This is a genomic window from Pseudoalteromonas sp. BSi20439 (assembly GCF_000241165.1).
GTDB lineage: Bacteria > Pseudomonadota > Gammaproteobacteria > Enterobacterales > Alteromonadaceae > Pseudoalteromonas.
Genome location: NZ_BADW01000147.1, coordinates 1 through 18900 on the forward strand (window position 1 = coordinate 1; position 18900 = coordinate 18900).

Annotated in this window: 25 protein-coding genes; 7 read left to right on the forward strand and 18 right to left on the reverse strand. The window is 41.2% G+C overall.

Going from position 1 to position 18900, the window contains the following annotated elements; translation table 11 throughout:
* Nucleotides 1-489: 489 nt before the first annotated feature.
* From rplQ to P20439_RS12295, 18 genes are all read right to left on the reverse strand, one after another.
* Nucleotides 490-891, reverse strand: coding sequence for a 50S ribosomal protein L17 (rplQ, locus tag P20439_RS12215; protein ID WP_008115370.1), 402 nt, complete (start codon nucleotides 889-891; stop codon nucleotides 490-492).
* Nucleotides 892-930: 39 nt separating this feature from the next.
* Entirely contained in the window at nucleotides 931-1917 is a 987-nt protein-coding gene (locus P20439_RS12220; RefSeq protein WP_008115371.1) for a DNA-directed RNA polymerase subunit alpha, read from the reverse strand.
* 24 nt (nucleotides 1918-1941) lie between these two features.
* Entirely contained in the window at nucleotides 1942-2562 is a 621-nt protein-coding gene (gene rpsD / locus P20439_RS12225; RefSeq protein WP_008467262.1) for a 30S ribosomal protein S4, read from the reverse strand.
* Nucleotides 2563-2583: 21 nt separating this feature from the next.
* Entirely contained in the window at nucleotides 2584-2970 is a 387-nt protein-coding gene (gene rpsK, locus P20439_RS12230; protein WP_002959471.1) for a 30S ribosomal protein S11, read from the reverse strand.
* A gap of 12 nt (nucleotides 2971-2982) precedes the next feature.
* A complete protein-coding gene (gene rpsM / locus P20439_RS12235) occupies nucleotides 2983-3339 on the reverse strand; it encodes a 30S ribosomal protein S13 (RefSeq protein ID WP_008115377.1) in 357 nt (118 codons plus the stop codon).
* 125 nt (nucleotides 3340-3464) lie between these two features.
* A complete protein-coding gene (gene rpmJ / locus P20439_RS18280; RefSeq protein ID WP_002959476.1) occupies nucleotides 3465-3578 on the reverse strand; it encodes a 50S ribosomal protein L36 in 114 nt (37 codons plus the stop codon).
* A 22-nt stretch (nucleotides 3579-3600) separates the two neighbouring features.
* A complete protein-coding gene (secY, locus tag P20439_RS12240) occupies nucleotides 3601-4929 on the reverse strand; it encodes a preprotein translocase subunit SecY (RefSeq protein WP_008115380.1) in 1329 nt (442 codons plus the stop codon).
* A gap of 10 nt (nucleotides 4930-4939) precedes the next feature.
* Nucleotides 4940-5374 (reverse strand): 50S ribosomal protein L15, encoded by a 435-nt coding sequence (gene rplO, locus P20439_RS12245; protein WP_008115382.1) that lies wholly within the window; start codon nucleotides 5372-5374, stop codon nucleotides 4940-4942.
* A 4-nt stretch (nucleotides 5375-5378) separates the two neighbouring features.
* Nucleotides 5379-5561, reverse strand: coding sequence for a 50S ribosomal protein L30 (gene rpmD / locus P20439_RS12250; protein ID WP_008115384.1), 183 nt, complete (start codon nucleotides 5559-5561; stop codon nucleotides 5379-5381).
* Nucleotides 5562-5564: 3 nt separating this feature from the next.
* Nucleotides 5565-6071: a 30S ribosomal protein S5 gene (gene rpsE / locus P20439_RS12255; RefSeq protein ID WP_008115387.1), complete on the reverse strand. Its 507-nt coding sequence runs from the start codon at nucleotides 6069-6071 to the stop codon at nucleotides 5565-5567.
* Between the two features lie 9 nt (nucleotides 6072-6080).
* The gene (rplR, locus tag P20439_RS12260) at nucleotides 6081-6431 is read right to left on the reverse strand and encodes a 50S ribosomal protein L18 (RefSeq protein WP_008115388.1); all 351 of its coding nucleotides are present in this window, start codon (nucleotides 6429-6431) and stop codon (nucleotides 6081-6083) included.
* Nucleotides 6432-6440: 9 nt separating this feature from the next.
* Nucleotides 6441-6974: a 50S ribosomal protein L6 gene (gene rplF, locus P20439_RS12265; RefSeq protein ID WP_008115390.1), complete on the reverse strand. Its 534-nt coding sequence runs from the start codon at nucleotides 6972-6974 to the stop codon at nucleotides 6441-6443.
* Nucleotides 6975-6987: 13 nt separating this feature from the next.
* A complete protein-coding gene (rpsH, locus tag P20439_RS12270; RefSeq protein ID WP_008115392.1) occupies nucleotides 6988-7380 on the reverse strand; it encodes a 30S ribosomal protein S8 in 393 nt (130 codons plus the stop codon).
* A 21-nt stretch (nucleotides 7381-7401) separates the two neighbouring features.
* Nucleotides 7402-7707: a 30S ribosomal protein S14 gene (gene rpsN / locus P20439_RS12275; protein WP_006794245.1), complete on the reverse strand. Its 306-nt coding sequence runs from the start codon at nucleotides 7705-7707 to the stop codon at nucleotides 7402-7404.
* 10 nt (nucleotides 7708-7717) lie between these two features.
* A complete protein-coding gene (gene rplE, locus P20439_RS12280) occupies nucleotides 7718-8257 on the reverse strand; it encodes a 50S ribosomal protein L5 (protein WP_010392500.1) in 540 nt (179 codons plus the stop codon).
* 16 nt (nucleotides 8258-8273) lie between these two features.
* A complete protein-coding gene (gene rplX, locus P20439_RS12285) occupies nucleotides 8274-8588 on the reverse strand; it encodes a 50S ribosomal protein L24 (protein WP_004589210.1) in 315 nt (104 codons plus the stop codon).
* A gap of 10 nt (nucleotides 8589-8598) precedes the next feature.
* Complete coding sequence (gene rplN, locus P20439_RS12290) at nucleotides 8599-8967, reverse strand: 50S ribosomal protein L14 (RefSeq protein WP_008115397.1); 369 nt, start codon at nucleotides 8965-8967, stop codon at nucleotides 8599-8601.
* A gap of 274 nt (nucleotides 8968-9241) precedes the next feature.
* A complete protein-coding gene (locus P20439_RS12295) occupies nucleotides 9242-11179 on the reverse strand; it encodes an AsmA family protein (protein ID WP_008467263.1) in 1938 nt (645 codons plus the stop codon).
* A gap of 267 nt (nucleotides 11180-11446) precedes the next feature.
* On the opposite strand from P20439_RS12295, the gene P20439_RS12300 reads away from it, so the two are divergent.
* From P20439_RS12300 to P20439_RS12330, 7 genes are all read left to right on the forward strand, one after another.
* Entirely contained in the window at nucleotides 11447-12610 is a 1164-nt protein-coding gene (locus tag P20439_RS12300; RefSeq protein ID WP_008467264.1) for a hypothetical protein, read from the forward strand.
* 292 nt (nucleotides 12611-12902) lie between these two features.
* Nucleotides 12903-13580 carry a TorF family putative porin gene (locus tag P20439_RS12305; protein WP_008467265.1) on the forward strand — a complete coding sequence of 226 codons (678 nt, stop codon included), beginning with the start codon at nucleotides 12903-12905 and terminating at the stop codon, nucleotides 13578-13580.
* Nucleotides 13581-13941: 361 nt separating this feature from the next.
* Complete coding sequence (locus P20439_RS12310; protein WP_008115404.1) at nucleotides 13942-14607, forward strand: hypothetical protein; 666 nt, start codon at nucleotides 13942-13944, stop codon at nucleotides 14605-14607.
* Nucleotides 14608-14869: 262 nt separating this feature from the next.
* Entirely contained in the window at nucleotides 14870-15580 is a 711-nt protein-coding gene (locus tag P20439_RS12315; RefSeq protein WP_008467266.1) for a YIP1 family protein, read from the forward strand.
* Nucleotides 15581-15629: 49 nt separating this feature from the next.
* Nucleotides 15630-16796 (forward strand): efflux RND transporter periplasmic adaptor subunit, encoded by a 1167-nt coding sequence (locus tag P20439_RS12320; RefSeq protein WP_008467267.1) that lies wholly within the window; start codon nucleotides 15630-15632, stop codon nucleotides 16794-16796.
* Nucleotides 16796-17503: an ABC transporter ATP-binding protein gene (locus P20439_RS12325; protein WP_008467268.1), complete on the forward strand. Its 708-nt coding sequence runs from the start codon at nucleotides 16796-16798 to the stop codon at nucleotides 17501-17503. The genes P20439_RS12320 and P20439_RS12325 overlap by 1 nt, the downstream gene beginning before the upstream one ends.
* Nucleotides 17496-18734, forward strand: a complete 1239-nt coding sequence (locus P20439_RS12330; protein WP_008467269.1) for an ABC transporter permease — start codon at nucleotides 17496-17498, stop codon at nucleotides 18732-18734. The genes P20439_RS12325 and P20439_RS12330 overlap by 8 nt, the downstream gene beginning before the upstream one ends.
* The last annotated feature ends 166 nt before the right edge of the window (nucleotides 18735-18900 follow it).

An 18900-nucleotide genomic window follows, 5' to 3' on the forward strand; every position in this document is an offset into this window, starting at 1 on the left:
AGACTAAACGCTTAAAAAGACAACTAAACCTAATCATATTTCGCCTTTAAAGCTATAAAAACTTATTTTTTGGAAAATCTTTTCATAGTTATTGTAGCTATTACCAAGAAAACAAATTGTTTAGCTTTATCTGGCCATTTAGATTAGTGGCGAATAAGTACATCAGACAAGGGCTCTACTATATAAAGTTAATGAGCTATTAGTGGTATCAACTATTTCGAACTTTTTATGTCCATAACTATAAACTGTAAAAGCCGTTACATAGTCATGTGTTTATTAGTCTAAATAGCTTTGCTTATAAATAGAAAGATAGCAGTCCTAAACGCTCGCATTATGATTCGTCGATTCTAGTTAGGCTATTTTATTAGATGAAAGGAATGAGAATAAATTTGCTATTAATAATAGAGCTAAAAGCTTTATTCATTTTGTGTGAATTTTAGATATTAAAAAGCCGAGCATAAGCTCGGCTTTTTGGTGTCTCTTTAAGACTTACTCTGCAGACTGCGCGTCTTCTTGAACTTCTTCGCTCGCCGCTGGGCGACCAACTAGTTCAATATAAGCCATTGGTGCATTATCACCAGCACGGAAGCCACACTTAAGAATACGAGTGTAACCACCTGGACGATCCGCATTACGAGGACCGATTTCACTGAATAACTTACCAACTACTTCATTATCACGCGTGCGAGCAAACGCTAAACGGCGATTTGCTACACTGTCAGTCTTAGCCAGTGTGATTAAAGGTTCAATTACACGGCGTAACTCTTTCGCTTTAGGCAAAGTAGTTTTGATGATTTCATGTTTCACCAAAGAACCTGCCATATTGCTGAACATCGCTTTACGATGGCTACTGTTACGGTTTAATTGACGACCACTCTTACGATGGCGCATGACCCTATCCTTCTAACTAAACTAATATAGTGATTTAGATTATTCAGCTAGGCTTGCAGGCGGCCAATTTTCTAGGCGCATGCCTAGAGAAAGACCACGTGAAGCTAGCACGTCTTTTATTTCAGTTAGAGACTTCTTACCTAGATTAGGCGTTTTAAGAAGCTCAACTTCAGTGCGCTGAACTAAATCACCGATATATTGAATTTGCTCGGCTTTCAAACAGTTTGCTGAACGTACTGTTAATTCAAGATCATCAACTGGACGAAGTAGAATAGGATCGAATTCTGGCTTCTCTTCTTTCTCTTCTGGCTCAGTTACATCACGTAAATCTACGAATGCATCTAACTGCTCAGCTAAGATAGTAGACGCACGGCGGATCGCTTCTTCAGGATCTAAAGTGCCGTTTGTTTCCATATCAATGATTAACTTGTCTAAGTCTGTACGTTGCTCAACACGGGCTGATTCAACCGAGTACGCAATACGTTCAACTGGGCTGAATGATGCATCAAGCAGCAATCGACCAATTGGACGCTCATCGTCATCAGAGGATAAACGACTAGATGCCGGCACATAACCACGACCACGCTCAACACGAATACGCATGCTGATCTCGCTGTTATTTGTTGTTAAATTACAAATAACATGATCTGGGTTAGCAATTGTTACATCGCCATCGTGCTGAATATCTGCCGCAGTCACAGGGCCTACACCAGATTTAGTCAGGGTCAGAAAAACTTCATCTTTGCCTTCTAACGTTACCGCTAGACCTTTAAGGTTTAGTAGTATTTCAATGATGTCTTCTTGTACGCCTTCTTTCGCGCTGTACTCATGCAATACACCGTCGATTTCAACTTCAGTTACTGCACATCCAGGCATAGATGATAACAGTATACGGCGTAAGGCATTACCCAAAGTGTGACCAAAGCCACGCTCGAGTGGTTCTAAAACTACTTTAGAACGCGTTGGGTTGATAGCGTCGATATCGACTAACCTTGGTTTTAGAAATTCTGTAACAGAACCCTGCATTTTATCCTCTCTTAACTCTTAACTTTACTTAGAGTAAAGTTCGACGATTAGTTGTTCATTAATGTCCGCAGACAGTTCTGAACGCTCAGGTAGGCGCTTGAAGCTACCTTCCAATTTCTTACCGTCAACTTCAACCCAAGTCGGCTTTTCACGTTGCTCAGCCAACTCTAGAGCAGCGATGATACGTGCTTGTGTTTTAGACTTCTCACGGATTACAACAGTATCTTCTGGAGTAATTACGTATGAAGGAATGTTCACAACACGACCATTAACTAGAATCGCTTTGTGGCTTACTAACTGACGTGCTTCAGCGCGTGTGCTAGCAAAACCCATGCGATATACAACATTGTCTAAACGTTGCTCTAAAAGCTGTAACAAGTTTTCACCTGTATTACCTTTAAGGCGAGCAGCTTCTTTGTAGTAGTTACGGAATTGCTTTTCTAATACACCGTAGATACGACGTACTTTTTGCTTTTCACGTAATTGTAAACCGTAATCAGATAAGCGTCCTTTACGAGCGCCGTGCTGACCAGGTGCAGTCTCAAGTTTACACTTAGAGTCGATAGCTCTTACGCCGCTCTTAAGGAACAGGTCAGTACCTTCACGACGACTCAGCTTGAGCTTAGGGCCCAAATATCTTGCCATGTTATTTCTCCTAACCTATTGTTAAACGCGACGTTTCTTCGGTGGACGACAACCATTGTGTGGTATTGGCGTCACGTCAGTAATGTTGGTGATACGGTAACCAGCAGCATTCAAAGCACGTACAGCAGATTCACGACCTGGACCTGGACCTTTAATGAAAACTTCTAGATTTTTTAAACCGTATTCTTGAGCAGCAGTACCTGCACGCTCTGCAGCAACCTGAGCAGCAAATGGAGTAGATTTACGTGAACCACGGAAACCTGAACCACCGGCAGTAGCCCATGATAGTGCATTACCTTGACGGTCGGTAATCGTTACAATAGTGTTGTTGAAAGACGCATGAACATGAGCCATACCATCAGCAACTTGCTTTTTAACCTTTTTACGACGAATTGGTGTCTTAGCCATTTTACTATCCCCTTATCGCTTAATAGGCTTACGAGGACCCTTACGGGTACGCGCGTTAGTCTTTGTTCTTTGACCACGAAGTGGTAAAGAGCGACGGTGACGTAGGCCACGGAAACAACCAAGGTCCATAAGGCGCTTGATATTCAAAGTAACTTCACGACGAAGGTCACCTTCTACAGTGTACTTGCCAACTGCTTCACGCAATACGTCAAGTGTTTCGTCTGAAAGTTCACCGATTTTTGTGGTCTCGGCGATACCAGTCGCTTCTAAGATAGCCTTAGAGCGAGTCTTACCTATGCCATAAATAGCTGTTAAACCAATAACTGCATGTTTATGATCAGGGACGTTAATGCCAGCGATACGGGCCACTAACACATCTCCTATATTTGAATTTGGTAATCATCTGTTTGAAAAGCCCGTAAGGATACTCAAACGAAGACCAAATCACAACTAAAAACACAGGCCGAGAAACCTCAGCCTGCACGACTGTTTACTTAGCCTTGCCTTTGCTTATGCTTAGGCTCACTGCAAATTACGCGTACTACACCAGCACGTTTAATAACTTTACAGTTACGGCATATTTTCTTAACGGAAGCACGTACTTTCATTGCTCAACTCCGTAAACTGACCTTATCGACCGTAGCCTTTAAGGTTCGCTTTTTTCAGCACAGAATCATACTGATGTGACATCAGATGCGTCTGTACTTGTGCCATAAAGTCCATGATTACTACAACGATAATCAAAATTGATGTACCGCCGAAATAGAATGGCGTTTGCCATGCCATAGTCATGAATTCGGGCACCAGACAGATAAAGGTTATATACAAAGCACCTGCCAATGTCAGGCGTGTCATCACTTTATCAATGTATTTAGATGTCTGCTCACCTGGACGAATACCTGGGATAAATGCGCCAGATTTTTTCAGGTTGTCTGCTGTTTCACGCGGGTTAAAAACCAACGCTGTGTAGAAAAAGCAGAAGAAGATGATAGCCGCAGCTAAAACCATTGCATACAAAGGCTGACCTGGAGTCAACGTTGTAGCAATTGCTTGTAGCACATCAGCAACCGGACCTTCACCCTGGCCGAACCAGCTTGCAATTGTACCAGGGAACAGAATTATACTGCTAGCGAAGATTGGTGGAATAACACCCGCCATATTTACTTTCAGAGGTAAATGCGTGCTTTGAGCAGCAAATACTTGACGACCTTGTTGACGCTTGGCGTAGTTAACAACGATACGTCGTTGACCACGTTCAAAGAATACAACAAGATAAGTAACAGCGAATACTATAACCGCAACCATCAACAGTACAAAAACATTCAAATCACCTTGGCGCGCCATTTCGGCTGTCGAACCAATAGCAGACGGCAGGTTAGCTACAATACCAACAAATATTAGAACTGAGATACCGTTACCGATACCGCGTTCTGTTATCTGTTCGCCCAACCACATAAGGAACATAGTACCGGTTACTAAACTCACCACTGCGGTGAAATAGAATCCCATACCTGGGTTAACAACTAACCCGTTCATCATGCCCGGTAAGCTAGTAGCAATACCGATTGATTGGATAGTAGCAAGCACAAGCGTGCCGTAGCGTGTGTACTGGCTTATCTTTTTACGCCCTTGCTCACCTTCTTTCTTAAGCTCTATAAACGGCGGATACATATGCGTTAATAGTTGCGTAATAATCGAAGCCGAGATATACGGCATGATACCCAGTGCTAACACTGAAGCTCGCTCAAGCGCACCACCGCTAAACATGTTGAACATCTCAACAATGGTGCCCTTTTGTTGCTCGAAGAAATCGGCAAGTACAGCGGCGTCAATCCCAGGGATCGGCACAAATGAACCTAGACGGTAAATTATGATAGCACCCAATACGAAGAGTAATCGGCGCTTCAATTCCGAAAGTCCACCTTGTGCACTTTGTGTATCTTGACCTGGTTTAGCCATTAGTACTTCCTTAGTCTTCTACCTTGCCTCCGGCAGCTTCGATAGCTTCGCGTGCACCTTTAGAAGCCTTAAGGCCTTTAACGGTAACAGCGCGTGAAACTTCGCCAGATTTAACAACTTTAACGAACTGAACGTTCTTTTTAACTAGACCAGCTGCTTGTAACGCGCTTAGGTCTACCACATCGCCTTCAACTTTAGCGATTTCGTATAGGTTAATTTCTGCAGATACTAAAGATTTGCGAGAAGTGAAACCGAACTTAGGTAGACGACGTTGCATAGGCATTTGACCGCCCTCAAAACCAACGCGTACTTTACCGCCAGAACGTGATTTTTGACCTTTGTGACCACGGCCACCAGTCTTACCAAGACCAGAACCGATACCACGACCAACACGTTTTGGAGCAGTTTTTGAACCTGCAGCAGGTGAAAGTGTATTCAAATGCATCGAATTACCCCTCTACCTTAACCATGTAATAAACCTGGTTGATCATACCACGCACACATGCTGTGTCTTCTAACTCAACAGTGTGATTGATACGACGTAAACCAAGACCGCGTAATGTAGCTTTATGCTTCGGTAAACGACCGATAGAGCTTTTTACTTGTGTTACTTTTACAGTTTTATTAGCCATGGTTTACCCCAAAATCTCATCTACTCGAAGACCACGTTTTGCAGCGATCGACTGAGGAGAATTCATGTTCTCAAGAGCTGAGATCGTTGCACGTACAACGTTGATCGGGTTAGTAGAACCGTAACATTTAGAAAGTACGTTCTGCACACCAGTCACTTCAAGTACTGCACGCATAGCACCACCTGCAATGATACCAGTACCTTCAGATGCTGGTTTCATAAACACTTGTGAGCCAGCATGACGTCCTTTAACAGGATGCTGTAATGTGTTGCCATTTAGGTCTACGTTGATCATGTTACGACGTGCTTTTTCCATTGCTTTTTGAATAGCAGCTGGAACTTCACGTGCTTTACCATAACCGAAACCTACTTTACCTGCGCCATCACCAACTACAGTTAGTGCAGTAAAGCTAAAGATACGACCACCTTTAACTACTTTAGACACACGGTTCACCGCGATTAGCTTTTCAGCTAAATCAGGCTGTTGTTGCTTTGCTTCTACGTTAGCCATTGTCTACTCCTAGAATTGCAAACCGGCTTCACGCGCAGCATCAGCTAGCGCCTTCACACGGCCGTGATATTTAAAGCCACTGCGATCAAAAGCAATCTTTTCGATGCCTTTGTCAGCCGCACGTTCAGCAACCGCTTTACCAACTGCTTGTGCAGCTGCAACGTTGCCTGTGCCTTTAACTGTTTCGCTAATAGCTTTCTCAACAGTAGAAGCAGCAGCCAGTACATTACCCTCAGCGTTTACAACTTGAGCGTAAATGTGACGTGGCGTGCGGTGGATAACAAGACGCGTTGTGCCTTGTTCAATATAATTTCTACGAGTGCGTTTAGCACGACGTAGACGAGCTGTTTTTTTATCCATCGTCTTACCTTACTTCTTCTTAGCCTCTTTACGGCGTACATTCTCATCTGAATAACGAACACCTTTACCTTTATAAGGCTCAGGTTTACGGTATGCACGAATGTTAGCAGCTGTTTGACCAACTAACTGCTTGTCTACGCCCTTAACTAGAACTTCTGTTTGGCTTGGAGTTTCAATCGTAATTCCTTCAGGAACTGCGAAATTAACTGGGTGCGAGAAACCAAGAGTTAAGTCTAAAACTTTGCCCTTAGCTGCAGCACGGTAACCAACACCTACTAACTGAAGTTTCTTCTCGTAACCTTCATGCGTACCAACAACCATGTTGTTGATTAGAGCGCGAGCAGTACCTGCTTGTGCCCATGCATTGGCTACGCCTTCACGAGGTAAAGTTGTAATAACGTTGTCGTTAACTTGTACTTCAACAGCATTGTTGATAGTACGAGTAAGTTCACCGTTTTTGCCTTTAACTGTGATTTCCTGGCCTTTTAATGTAACTTCTACACCGGCAGGAACGTTTATTGGTGCCTTTGCTATGCGAGACATAGTTCCCCTCCGATTAAGCTACAAAACCAATGATTTCACCACCAACGCCTGCACTACGTGCTGCGCGGTCTGTCATTAGGCCTTTAGAAGTTGATACGATAGCGATACCTAAACCACCCATTACCTTCGGTAATTCGTCACGTCTCTTATAGATACGTAGACCAGGGCGACTTACACGCTGGATATTTTCAATAACAGCTTTGCCTTCGAAGTACTTTAACTCGATAGAAAGCTCAGGTTTAACATCACCACTTACTGCGAAGTCTGCGATGTAACCTTCATTTTTTAATACATTAGCTACTGCTACTTTCAGTTTCGAATTAGGCATCGTTACAGATACTTTCTTCGCTGACTGACCGTTACGGATTCGTGTAAATAAATCCGCGATAGGATCTTGCAAGCTCATAGTCTTACTCCCATGATTCTATTACCAGCTAGCCTTTTTAAGGCCAGGAATTTCACCGCGCATAGCTGCTTCGCGAACTTTAATACGGCTCATGCCGAATTTGCGAAGGAAACCATGTGGGCGGCCCGTAATGTTACAACGATTACGTTGACGTGCAGGGCTAGAATCACGAGGTAAAGCTTGTAGCTTAAGTACCGCGTCCCAACGATCATCTTCAGATGTATTAACATCACTGATGATAGCTTTTAGTGCTGCACGCTTTTCAGCGTACTGAGCAACTAGTTTAGTGCGCTTTGCTTCGCGCGCTTTCATAGAATTCTTTGCCATAACCCTACCCTTATTTCTTGAATGGGAAGTTAAACGCTTCTAACAACGCACGGCCTTCCTCATCTGATTTCGCAGATGTAGTGATTGTGATATCCATACCGCGTACACGGTCTACTTTATCATAATCAATTTCTGGGAAGATGATTTGTTCACGTACGCCCATGCTGTAGTTACCGCGTCCATCAAAAGACTTAGCACTCACACCACGGAAGTCACGGATACGTGGGATAGCGATTGAAACCAAACGCTCAAAAAAGTCCCACATACGCTCGCCGCGTAGGGTTACTTTACAACCAATCGGGTAACCTTCACGCACTTTGAAGCCAGCAACAGATTTGCGTGCTTTAGTGATTAAAGGTTTCTGACCAGAAATAGCTTCTAAATCCGCAACAGCGTTATCTAAAATCTTCTTGTCAGCTAAGGCTTCGCCCACACCCATATTTAATGTGATCTTCTCGATCTGAGGGACTTGCATGACAGAGCTGAAACCAAACTTCTCTTGAAGTTCAGCAACTACTTTGTCTTTATATACTTCATGCAGTTTCGCCATCATTCTACTCCAACTATTAGATAGTTTTACCAGTAGATTTAAAGATACGTAATTTCTTACCATCTTCAATCTTGAAACCTACACGATCTGCTTTGCTCGTTTCCGAGTTGTAGATCGCAACGTTTGATACGTCGATAGACGCTTCTTTCTCAACAATACCGCCAGCTTGGTTCAACTGTGGAACCGGCTTTTGGTGTTTCTTGATTAAGTTAATGCCTTCGACAAATACTCGACCAGACTCGGTTACAACTGAAAGCACTTTGCCGCGCTTACCTTTGTCTTTACCTGCTAGTACGATTACTTCGTCATCACGACGGATTTTTGCTGCCATGATAGACTCCTTACAGTACTTCTGGGGCTAGTGAAACGATTTTCATGAACTTTTCATTACGAAGTTCGCGAGTCACAGGGCCGAAAATACGAGTACCAATAGGCTGCAAGTTATCATTTAAGATAACAGCCGCATTGCTGTCGAAACGGATCAATGAACCGTCTGGACGACGAACGCCTTTTTTGGTACGCACAACTACCGCGTTTTTAACATCACCTTTCTTCACTTTACCGCGAGGAATCGCTTCTTTTACAGAAACTTTAATGATATCGCCAATCGCTGCATAGCGACGGTGTGAACCACCAAGGACTTTTATACACTGCACTTTGCGAGCGCCGCTGTTATCAGCAACTTCCAGCTGAGTTTGCATTTGGATCATGTTAATGACCTCCGGTGTAGTAATTACAACTTGTCTTAAATTTGTTTAAAATCAAGACATTTCGATTGAATTCCACTCAAAAAACATACTAGATGTCTCTTAAGGGCGGGCAATTGTATCAGCATTGAGGGGGGAGTGGTAGGTTATTTTTTAATTAATTTAATGCGGATGCTAAATTAGAAACCGGTAATTTATGCTATCTACCTAAATTACAGATGGTTATAAAACAAACAAGGCACCGTAGCGATGCCTTGTTTTTTATCAGTAATTAAAATTAGCCAAACAAACCTTTTAATTTATCTTTAATCTTGTCTTTGGCTTTTTCTTTTGCTTCATCTTTAACCGCACTGCCTATATCTAATTTTATGCCAACATCATGGAATGGGCCTTTTATTCTCAGAGGAATTTTAAAGCCAGTGCTATCATCGGTAGTACCTTGACCTTCAATAGAATCTACTAAACCTGTTACTAGGCGGTAGTTAACCAGAGTTTGCGGTAAATCAACGTCTCCTTCACCTGAAATGCGTATTAAAGGGCTGTTCAGGGATAAATCAGTATTTTTACCTACGCCATTGATAAAGTTAAAACTACCCGAAAGTGCAGAGAAGTCAGTTTTCTCAGATTCTTCAAATCCTGAATCTAGTCCCTCAGATGCGGCATTAAAGTTACCTTTAACTAACTCTTTGCCCTTACGTACCATTTCCGCTACGTTCGCACCTTTAACCGCACCATCTGCGAACTTAAATCCTAGTTTACCATTAAGCGCATTAATAAATGTTTTTTGGCTTTGCCCAGCTGTAGTTAAATTCCAATTTAACGACCCTTTGCCCATTAACTTATCAAAGCCTGCAGCATCGCTAAGTAATGGCTGTGCGTCTATTTTATCTAAATCGAAGTTGGTTGCTATTTTATAAGGGGTATTTTGAGCATTTACGGTCACTACCCCTTTACCTGTTCCTTCGTAAGCAGCAAAGCTGTCTAGGCTTAATTTAGCAATGCTATTTTTAAGTGCTACTGTAAACTGGTTGGCGCCGAGTTTAATGTCGTTCGCTTTTAAGCCACTTGAACGGACAATCACATTTGCATCTAATGCATTTAAGCCACTTAAATCAATTTTAGTATCATCCCATACTATTGGCTCTGCAGGCTTAGTGTCGCCTTTTGCTGGGACTTCTTTTTTAGCTACGGTTTCAGGTAAGTAAGGATTTAAATCAAGCATTCCTAAATCAATATCCGCATTAACTGCTAAGCGACTGCCTAAATTTAACTTACTTTTACCTTTAATCTCGAGTGCATCGAGCGTTGCTACTAATTCAGTTAGGTTAAACTCTTCACCGAGTAAGTGCATTTCAGCATTGATGCTAAAGGCGTTAAACGCATTGTCTTTAGCGTTTAAGTCAACCCCTTGCCAGTTAGCAATATTTTTAACCGAATCACCGTTAAGTGTTAAAAGTCCTTTAATGTCTTGGCCTTGTTTGGCTATGCTGCCATCAAACATTAGATCTACTAAACGTGAGTTAAGCGTTTGCTTAACATTAAATGGGGCGCCTTCAATCGCTTTTGCTGGTGTGTCGAGTTTTACATCAAGTTCAAATCGCTCTTGCATATAAGTAATAACACCGGTTACTTCAAGCTGTTTACGCAGTGAAGGCAGTAATATAGCCAGTTCTAAATCGCTAATTTTTTGTTTAGCACCCGTTTGACCATCTAAATAAGTAAATGACCCGCCATAAATAGCGACTTCACCTAATTGAATATCAAAGTTTTCAGGTAGTTTGACTGCCTCTCCCGCTTGAGTTTGTTGCTCTGGTTGCTTGGCCACTGCATCAAATAACTGCCAGTTTGCTTTGCCGCTTTTATCGGTTTCTAGCAAGATATCAGGCTCATTAATTACAAACTTTTCTAGCTTTAGTTCGCCACCGAGTAATGAAAGCCAAGGAATATGAACAGCAAGTTGCTGCATACTTGCCATATCAGCGCGAGAGCCACTGGACATATTGGCAAAATGCACATCATTAAGCTCCAGCTTTAATGCAGGAAATACACTGAGGGTTTTATCGCCCTTTATCGTTAATGTTCGCCCGGTTGTTTTTTCTACCTGCTCAGACACTTTATTAAAAATGGTATCGGTAGGAATTAAAAAAGGTGCAGCAACAATTAACGCTATGCATAGCAATAATATGACACCAATAACTTTAAATAAGGTTTTCATGATCATCCTTTCAAACGTGCAAATAATGTTCTTATCATAGCGGGAGTTAGCGCCAAAAGCATTGTTAAATAAATAAAAAATGTATTAACTATAGCTCTTCTCTTTCTAAATCAGGTTTTGAAGGCTCACTTTAACAAACTTAAAGATTCATGCTCCTGATTACATTGATGCAATTGTTCGGTATGATGCGCGCCCCTGTTGTATTTAGCCTAAATAAGCTAAAATAAAGCGACTAAAAAGTATATCTAACCGGAGAGTCTACAAGGCATGAAGAAACTGCTAATTTCACCGTCAAAAATGGCATTAGGCGAGCAAGAAAGTCAAATTTATCAAAATATTCTGAAGCAATCTTCAGAGCTAAGCCTAAACCTGATGGCTGTGAAAGTGGAAAACCATCCAGAAGACTTTTTAGGTTGGTGTTACGAGCTATTAAATGCAAGCCGCGACCGTATTAATTACGACTTACTCGAAACCCAACAATTACCATTATTAAAAAAGTTGCATGACCAACTTATTACAGCCATTAGCTTTTTACAGTTAAAAACATTACGGGTAGCACCTTGGCCAGTAGTGAGTATGTTTGTAGATCAACATAAAGAACTGGTGGCACTTGATGAGCAGCTACGTTTAACTACTTATATTGCAGGCCTACGTGAAAAGCCGTTAAAAGAGATGATCCCTGAAGACTTACTCGCTTTTAGCGGTAAGCATATGGCATCACTCGATCCGAGTACTTATAACTTTGATGTAGAATGGTTTGCCTCTACCAAAAGCGCCAAAGGTTTTCACCAGATGCTGGCTGACCTGCCAGGTGCCTTCGACGATGCGCTTAGCAACATTCCACTTGAGGGTGATGTAGCCCAAACAAATTATCAGCAATTTGTAGTTGCTTACTTGAGTGCATTTAATGGTAGTGATGAAAAACCAACACTGGCACCTGCCACCCGCTTATTAGCAATGCGCCGCCCTGATGTATTTACACCAATAAGCAATAGCCGCTTAGATGCACTTTGCTCAGCTTTAGGTATCACCAAATTAAATAACCGCGACTTTGAGCGTTATTGGCAAGATGTAGTACAAAGTATTCACGCTATGTCATGGTTTAAAATGGCCAATGCTGGTAGTGAACTAGAAACACAGTTGGTGGATATTAAAGCGCTTATACCTTGCTTTTTCTATTATGCAGATACTAATACTGCAGATAACTCTAACTACATTAAGCTACTTAATAAACCTACACGTAGCACTTCTAGCAGCAGTAAAGCGCCACGCCGAGGCAAAGAATCTGCTGAGATTTTAGTGGATCGCGCGCTTGCTGCTGATGATATTCCAGAACATATTCGTGCTAAACGTGACTCTATTATTAGCGAAGTACAAAAAGGCCGCGGTGTTAACGAAACAATTACCCTAATGCGTGCCATTTTTGGTTAATTAACCCACAAGAAAAATAAAATAGCCTAGCAGCGCTTTGATGGTGCAGCTAGGCTATTTTTTGCACCAGCAAAGTGAACCTGCTAAATAATTACTTTTCTATCCCTACCTCATATTATTTTCAATACATTGTTTTAAATAGTAAAAATAATTTATAAACGAATAAGTTTAATTTGGCACACACAGTGCAAATACCCCATTAGTAACATAATAAAATGCCGCCAAACAAAAGGTTGTAGTCGTTCATAATAAAAAGCCTTGGCGTGCAAAATCATACAATGGGAAATGAGACATGCTAAAACTACAAAAAACAATATTGATCAGTGCATTGGCATTAACAGGAATGACATCAACTACTGCATTTGCTGAAGTAACAGCAAATGCAGCAGCCACTTCAAACTACTTATGGCGCGGACAAGAGCAAACTGGTGGCGATGCTGCTGTATCTGGCGGTATTGATTACGCTAATGAATCTGGCTTTTATGCGGGTACTTGGGCGTCAAATGCGTCTTGGGCCGATGAAATGACCTACGAACTAGACTTATACGCCGGTTTTGGCGGCGCAATTAATGAAAGCGTGAGTTATGACGTAGGGTATATCTATTATGCGTATCCTGATGCGGCATCAGGTGCCGATGCTGATTTTTCAGAAGTTTATGGCAGCATTAGTGTGCAAGGTTTTACATTTGGTGCAGCCGTACTTGCAACATCTGCAGCCAGTTGTGATGGTACTGATTTTGGTGATTCATTGTATTTAAATGCCGATTACAGCTTCGCTGTTGGTAGCAATGGCACAGAAATGGCGCTACACATAGGGCATTACTCAGGCGATTTCATCGGTGATGATAATATTATTGATTATGGTGTATCGGTGTCTAAAGATGGTTTTACTTTTGGCCTATCAGATAACGACATGGACGGCTCAGATGTAAAAGCTTATGTAGCCTACGCTGTCGACTTTAACCTATAAAAAGAATGTGTTACTTGCTGCAACACTAAGGGCCGAAAGGCCCTTTCTCATGTTTAAACTACCTAAAAAAGTTGTTTACAAAAAACAATAAGATAACATTTAAATTCTAAATCACGATTAAGGATTATTATAAATTTATCAAAGACATTTACCGCTATTTTAGCACTTACTCTAATTACAATGAGCTGATTAAGTTATGCAACCATGACATGCAGTTGCACATCAGGTAGCATGACCGTTGTGCATGATGGCAATACTGTTAGTTACTCTTGCTCTGATGGTGGTCGTGTTACTTGCATGATAAAGTAAAGTTAAGCGTTATTTAGAAAGGCGTATGCCTTTCTCTTCTAAGGATAGTAAAATGAAATACGTATTTTTAATTGCACTTGTTATTGTCACCGCTGTAGGTATTAGTATTTTAAATACAGAGCAGCCTTCAAAACCTCCGCTAACCCACATACAATCAACTGATGAAGCAGTTCTTAGTAATGAAAACGCTAAGCCTCCAATTGAGCCAAATACCCTATTAAGTAAAGCCTCTGCACCATCTGTCAAACAGCACAAAGTTGTAGATCAAAAAGTGGCAACGATATCTAAATCATCTACTTCAAACCCTCATGTTTTCTCTGAAGAGTTTGTTTCAACTGAGGATGGAAAAGAATTTGTTTCAAAAAAAGCATTGGACGACGTATTTAAAAATGATACTTCAATATTACTGCAGCGCATGTCTGATATTGAATACTCTGAAATAGCACAAATACGTAAAGATAAGCTAAATGAGTTTATTCTAAATGAATTAAAAGACGTGACTATTTTACAGCAAGATCTCGAGTGTGCAGGGAAGGTTTGCGCACTAGAACTTACTTATACACAAAGTAGTAATCAAGCATCTATTGAGACTCTTTCAAGTTTTTCTAAAAACTATTCTTTTCAGCAATTTACTGAAACCGAAAATGGTGATAAAAAACTCAAAGCACTATACATCGCAACAGATAACCCTAGCGGTTTAAGTTTATCTGATAGCTAATTAGATAAATGGCTGTATTTACCTCAAATACAGCCACATAACAATTAAATTTCACTCCTGATTAATCAACATATTGAAACTACCTAATAGCTATAGAGCTTAGTAATACGCACTTTACACTCTACTTTTTATAACACACCACCTTTTGTTAACAATCGGTTACAATTGAGTGAAATTAGTACCTGCTTTTTCCTATATTATTAATCTACTCATTGGTATCAATTGTTTACCAACCCACAAATAGGTTATTAAGGAAATAATAATGAAGTCATCTAACGCGCTTTCTGCTTGTATCGATATTTTTATCAGCCCAAGCAAGGCTTTTAACGGGCTAAAAGAAGCTAAAGGCTGGTCTTGGCTTGCTTTTGCACTTCTCGCACTTACTCTTGCAGCCTCTGCTTATACATTTTATGCCACTGCAGACTCACAATTTATTTTAGACCAGCAGGTTGCTGCAGCGAGTGTGGATGCCACAATCGGCGAGAAAAAAATGATTCGTCAAAGTATGGAACAAAGCCTCGATAACCAAGTGTGGTTTGCAATTGGTGGTGGGATTTTCGGCCTTCTTTTTATTAATGCACTCCTATCTGGGTATTATATGCTGATATCCAAGCAAGACCCTGATGCTAATTACGGCTATGGTGCGTGGTATGGTTTTGGTGTTTGGAGCATGATGCCGATGGTTATTTCAAGTTTAGGTGTTGTTGCGCTAGTTCTTACAGCCAGTAACAATGAATTACCTATTAGTTTGTTTAATTATGCATCGATAAATCAGTTATTGCTGGGGTTAGAGCTTGGGGATAGCTTTTACACCATGATGGAAAGTTTAAGTATTTTTAGTCTTTGGAGCATAGCTTTGGTTGCTATTGGCCTAAAATGTTGGACTAATTTCAGCTTTAATAAAGCACTTCTTTTTGCGGCGCTACCGACCATTATGATTTACAGCATCTGGACAATTATTATTGTTGCTTAAAGGAATGTAGGTAAACTTTTTTGCCTACTCATTAAATACGGAAATAAAAATGAAAAAAGCGATTATCATTACCCTAGCAATTGCAGCTTTTATTGCTCTTATTGTATCAAAGCAAATTACTGGCGATGAAAAAGCACCAGAAGTAAATGTTGCACAGGTTGAGCAAGGTAGTATTGCAGACTCCATTATGGCCTCTGGCAATTTAGTCTTTAATACTCAAGTGCAGTTACGTTCAGAGGTAACCGGGCGAGTCGATAAGGTCTTTGTTGAAGAAGGGCAAAGTGTAAAACAAGGCGACATTTTAATGCGCTTAGATACCACTGCTTTTGAGTCAGAAGTAACACGTAATAAAGCGGTATTACGAGCTAGCGAAATAGAAATAAAACACAGTAAAACACGCCTTTTAAACATCGAACGTCAATTAAAGCGTCAAAAAGAACTTTATGACGTAGGCCTAGCTGGGCAAGAAGTATACGAGAACTTACAAAATGCACGCGACCTTGCCAAAATAGATATTGAAGCCAGAGTAGAGTCTTATAATCAAGCAAAAGCCTCTCTTTCAATCGCTGAAGATAGACTCAGTAAAAGTGTATTTCGTGCTCCAATGAGTGGCCTGCTCGCCTCAGTAAATATTAAAGAAGGCGAAACCGTTATTGCCGGCACCACTAATATTATTGGCTCAGATTTAATGCTGGTTGCCGACCCAAGCGCTATTTTGGCTGAGCTGAGAGTTGATGAAACTGATATTGCTGGGATTAAACTAGACCAGCATGCTGATATTTATGCTGCTGCGTACCCTAATCAACCATTCACTGGCAAGGTCATTAACATTGGAACATCAGCAAAAAATCAAGCAGGTTCACAAGGTTTATCATTTCGAGTGAAAGTGTTACTTGATAACACCGACAGGCAACTATATGCAGGTATGAGCTGCCGTGCAGAAATCGCAACAAGCCTTGCTGTGAATGGCTTAAAGCTCCCTATCGAAGCCGTACAAAAAGAAGATGACAAAACGTTTGTATGGCGTTTAAACGACGATAACACTGTAAGCAAAGCCTATGTAGAAGTGGGTATTTCTTCAGATATAGAGCAAGCAATTACCCAAGGTTTAAATAAAGGGGAGCGAATTGTTATTGGCCCTGCACGTCCTATCAGTAAACTAAAAGAAAATGATACGGTAAAAGTTAAGCAAACAACTGCCAAGGATGCGCAATAATGTCGGCGGTAATCAAGCTTGAGCATATTAACAAGCAATACAAAATGGGTGAGCAAATATTTAAGGCCCTAGATGATGTAAACGTGGTCATTAATGAAAACGAGTATGTCGCTATAATCGGTCCTTCAGGTTCAGGTAAGTCAACGTTAATGAACTTATTGGGTTGCTTAGATACTCCAACTACTGGGGATTATTTTTTAAAAGATAAACTTGTAAAAAGTATGACAGAAACCGAGCTCGCTCATCAGCGTAACGAAAGTGTTGGCTTTATTTTTCAGAGCTTTAACTTACTTCCGCGTGCGTCGGCACTTGAAAATGTGATGCAGCCTTTGGTTTATAGGTTTATACCCGCAAAACAACGTAAACAAAAAGCCCTCGATGCACTCAAACGTGTAGGACTCGGTGATAAAGTGGATCATCTGTCAAGCCAGTTGTCTGGTGGGCAACGCCAGCGTGTTGCCATTGCACGAGCGCTAGTGACTAAACCGCATATTTTACTCGGTGACGAACCAACCGGGAATCTAGACAGCAAAACTACCACTGAAATTATGGCGCTATTTGATGAGCTACATAATGAAGGCCACACCATTATTTTGGTAACTCACGAACAAGAAATTGCAGATCATTGCCAGCGAGTTATTCGCTTAGTTGATGGCAAGGTAGTGAGCGATGTGCGTAAAGGTGAAGGAGACAAACAGCATGTTTAAATCTGCTATTGCAATTATGGAAGGAACAAAAGCAGCACTAATGGCCATTAAAGCCAATGCCATGCGAAGCGCACTCACTTGTTTAGGGATTATAATTGGGGTTGCCGCGGTTATTACAGTGGTAGCCGTTATGCAAGGCTTTACTAAGCAAATTAACGATCAACTCGCAGATATGGCACCTGATGTAACCACAATTAAACCCTTTACCAGCATTGAACAAGAAATGGTGGGCAAAAATGCTAAACTCACTTACAACGATTTTTTAGTCTTAAAAGCCCGAGTAAAAGAGGCTGAAACACTCACTGCACTGATGTTTACTTGGCGTTTTTCTGGTGGCGCTGAATATGGAAATAAAAGCCACTCATCACGAGTAATGGGTACAGAGCAAGATTACCAAAAAGCGTATAGAACCTTTCCAGAACTTGGGCGCTTTATTCGCGCAGAGGATGATGAAAAGCGCCGTCGAGTCGCTTTTATTGGTCCATCCATTATTGAAAAGCTAAACCTGCCAAAAAACCCTGTAGGCGAATATATTAAACTTGGCGGCGAGTGGTTTAGAATTATTGGCGTGGCTGAAAAACAAGGTAGTTTATTGGGGTTCGATCAAGACGATTATATTAATATTCCCATCAGTACCATGAGCGCATTAGAGGGTCCAAGTAGCAGCAGCAATGTACAAATTATGTTTAGACTCAAAGAAGACAGTGAGGAAGAACTAGTACTTGCCAAAATCACCCGCATTTTACGGCAATTACATAAGTTAAAAGATGAGCAAGAAAACGACTTTGAGTTTGAAACCGCCGAAAAAGCACGTGCTAATGTTGATAAATTTACGGGCAGCGCTACCGCAATAACCGCAGGGATTGTCGGTATCAGTCTTGTTGTTGGCGGTATTGGCGTAATGAATATTATGTTGGTATCAGTAACTGAGCGTACCCGTGTTATCGGCACACTAAAAGCACTCGGTGCAACACCAGGGTTTATTATGTTGCAGTTTTTAGTTGAAGCTGTGGTGCTGTCATTATTTGGAGGCTTAATTGGCTTAGTCATTGGCTATGGTGCTGCCGAGCTCATTTCGCTCTCTGTACCAAGCATGCCCGACGCTTATATACCAGGCTGGGCTATTATGCTGTCGTTTGGTTTTACCTCTTTAATCGGTATTGTATTTGGTTTAGCTCCCGCAATAAAAGCAGCTAGGCTTAATCCCATTGATGCCTTACGTTATGAATAAACACTCAAAATAGCGACCTGTTTGCTTAAAATAGTATCCTAAAATAGCTGACTTTTACTGTTTTCGGATACCTAATAGGCTCTTATCTATTGGCTAAGCCTTGTAATATGATATAAATATTTTATGCGTAGCGCGGGTTTTATAAACCTTAGCAGATAAAGCCTTT

Excerpts from the sequence above, each read along its gene's own strand:
- rplQ (WP_008115370.1), bottom strand. The coding sequence starts at position 891 with ATGCGCCATCGTAAGAGTGGTCGTCAATTAAACCGTAACAGTAGCCAT.
- P20439_RS12220 (WP_008115371.1), bottom strand. The coding sequence starts at position 1,917 with ATGCAGGGTTCTGTTACAGAATTTCTAAAACCAAGGTTAGTCGATATC.
- rpsD (WP_008467262.1), bottom strand. The coding sequence starts at position 2,562 with ATGGCAAGATATTTGGGCCCTAAGCTCAAGCTGAGTCGTCGTGAAGGT.
- rpsK (WP_002959471.1), bottom strand. The coding sequence starts at position 2,970 with ATGGCTAAGACACCAATTCGTCGTAAAAAGGTTAAAAAGCAAGTTGCT.
- rpmJ (WP_002959476.1), bottom strand. The coding sequence starts at position 3,578 with ATGAAAGTACGTGCTTCCGTTAAGAAAATATGCCGTAACTGTAAAGTT.
- secY (WP_008115380.1), bottom strand. The coding sequence starts at position 4,929 with ATGGCTAAACCAGGTCAAGATACACAAAGTGCACAAGGTGGACTTTCG.
- rplO (WP_008115382.1), bottom strand. The coding sequence starts at position 5,374 with ATGCATTTGAATACACTTTCACCTGCTGCAGGTTCAAAAACTGCTCCA.
- rpmD (WP_008115384.1), bottom strand. The coding sequence starts at position 5,561 with ATGGCTAATAAAACTGTAAAAGTAACACAAGTAAAAAGCTCTATCGGT.
- rpsE (WP_008115387.1), bottom strand. The coding sequence starts at position 6,071 with ATGGCTAACGTAGAAGCAAAGCAACAACAGCCTGATTTAGCTGAAAAG.
- rplR (WP_008115388.1), bottom strand. The coding sequence starts at position 6,431 with ATGGATAAAAAAACAGCTCGTCTACGTCGTGCTAAACGCACTCGTAGA.
- rplF (WP_008115390.1), bottom strand. The coding sequence starts at position 6,974 with ATGTCTCGCATAGCAAAGGCACCAATAAACGTTCCTGCCGGTGTAGAA.
- rpsH (WP_008115392.1), bottom strand. The coding sequence starts at position 7,380 with ATGAGCTTGCAAGATCCTATCGCGGATTTATTTACACGAATCCGTAAC.
- rpsN (WP_006794245.1), bottom strand. The coding sequence starts at position 7,707 with ATGGCAAAGAATTCTATGAAAGCGCGCGAAGCAAAGCGCACTAAACTA.
- rplE (WP_010392500.1), bottom strand. The coding sequence starts at position 8,257 with ATGGCGAAACTGCATGAAGTATATAAAGACAAAGTAGTTGCTGAACTT.
- rplX (WP_004589210.1), bottom strand. The coding sequence starts at position 8,588 with ATGGCAGCAAAAATCCGTCGTGATGACGAAGTAATCGTACTAGCAGGT.
- rplN (WP_008115397.1), bottom strand. The coding sequence starts at position 8,967 with ATGATCCAAATGCAAACTCAGCTGGAAGTTGCTGATAACAGCGGCGCT.
- P20439_RS12295 (WP_008467263.1), bottom strand. The coding sequence starts at position 11,179 with ATGAAAACCTTATTTAAAGTTATTGGTGTCATATTATTGCTATGCATA.
- P20439_RS12300 (WP_008467264.1), top strand. The coding sequence starts at position 11,447 with ATGAAGAAACTGCTAATTTCACCGTCAAAAATGGCATTAGGCGAGCAA.
- P20439_RS12305 (WP_008467265.1), top strand. The coding sequence starts at position 12,903 with ATGCTAAAACTACAAAAAACAATATTGATCAGTGCATTGGCATTAACA.
- P20439_RS12310 (WP_008115404.1), top strand. The coding sequence starts at position 13,942 with ATGAAATACGTATTTTTAATTGCACTTGTTATTGTCACCGCTGTAGGT.
- P20439_RS12315 (WP_008467266.1), top strand. The coding sequence starts at position 14,870 with ATGAAGTCATCTAACGCGCTTTCTGCTTGTATCGATATTTTTATCAGC.
- P20439_RS12320 (WP_008467267.1), top strand. The coding sequence starts at position 15,630 with ATGAAAAAAGCGATTATCATTACCCTAGCAATTGCAGCTTTTATTGCT.
- P20439_RS12325 (WP_008467268.1), top strand. The coding sequence starts at position 16,796 with ATGTCGGCGGTAATCAAGCTTGAGCATATTAACAAGCAATACAAAATG.
- P20439_RS12330 (WP_008467269.1), top strand. The coding sequence starts at position 17,496 with ATGTTTAAATCTGCTATTGCAATTATGGAAGGAACAAAAGCAGCACTA.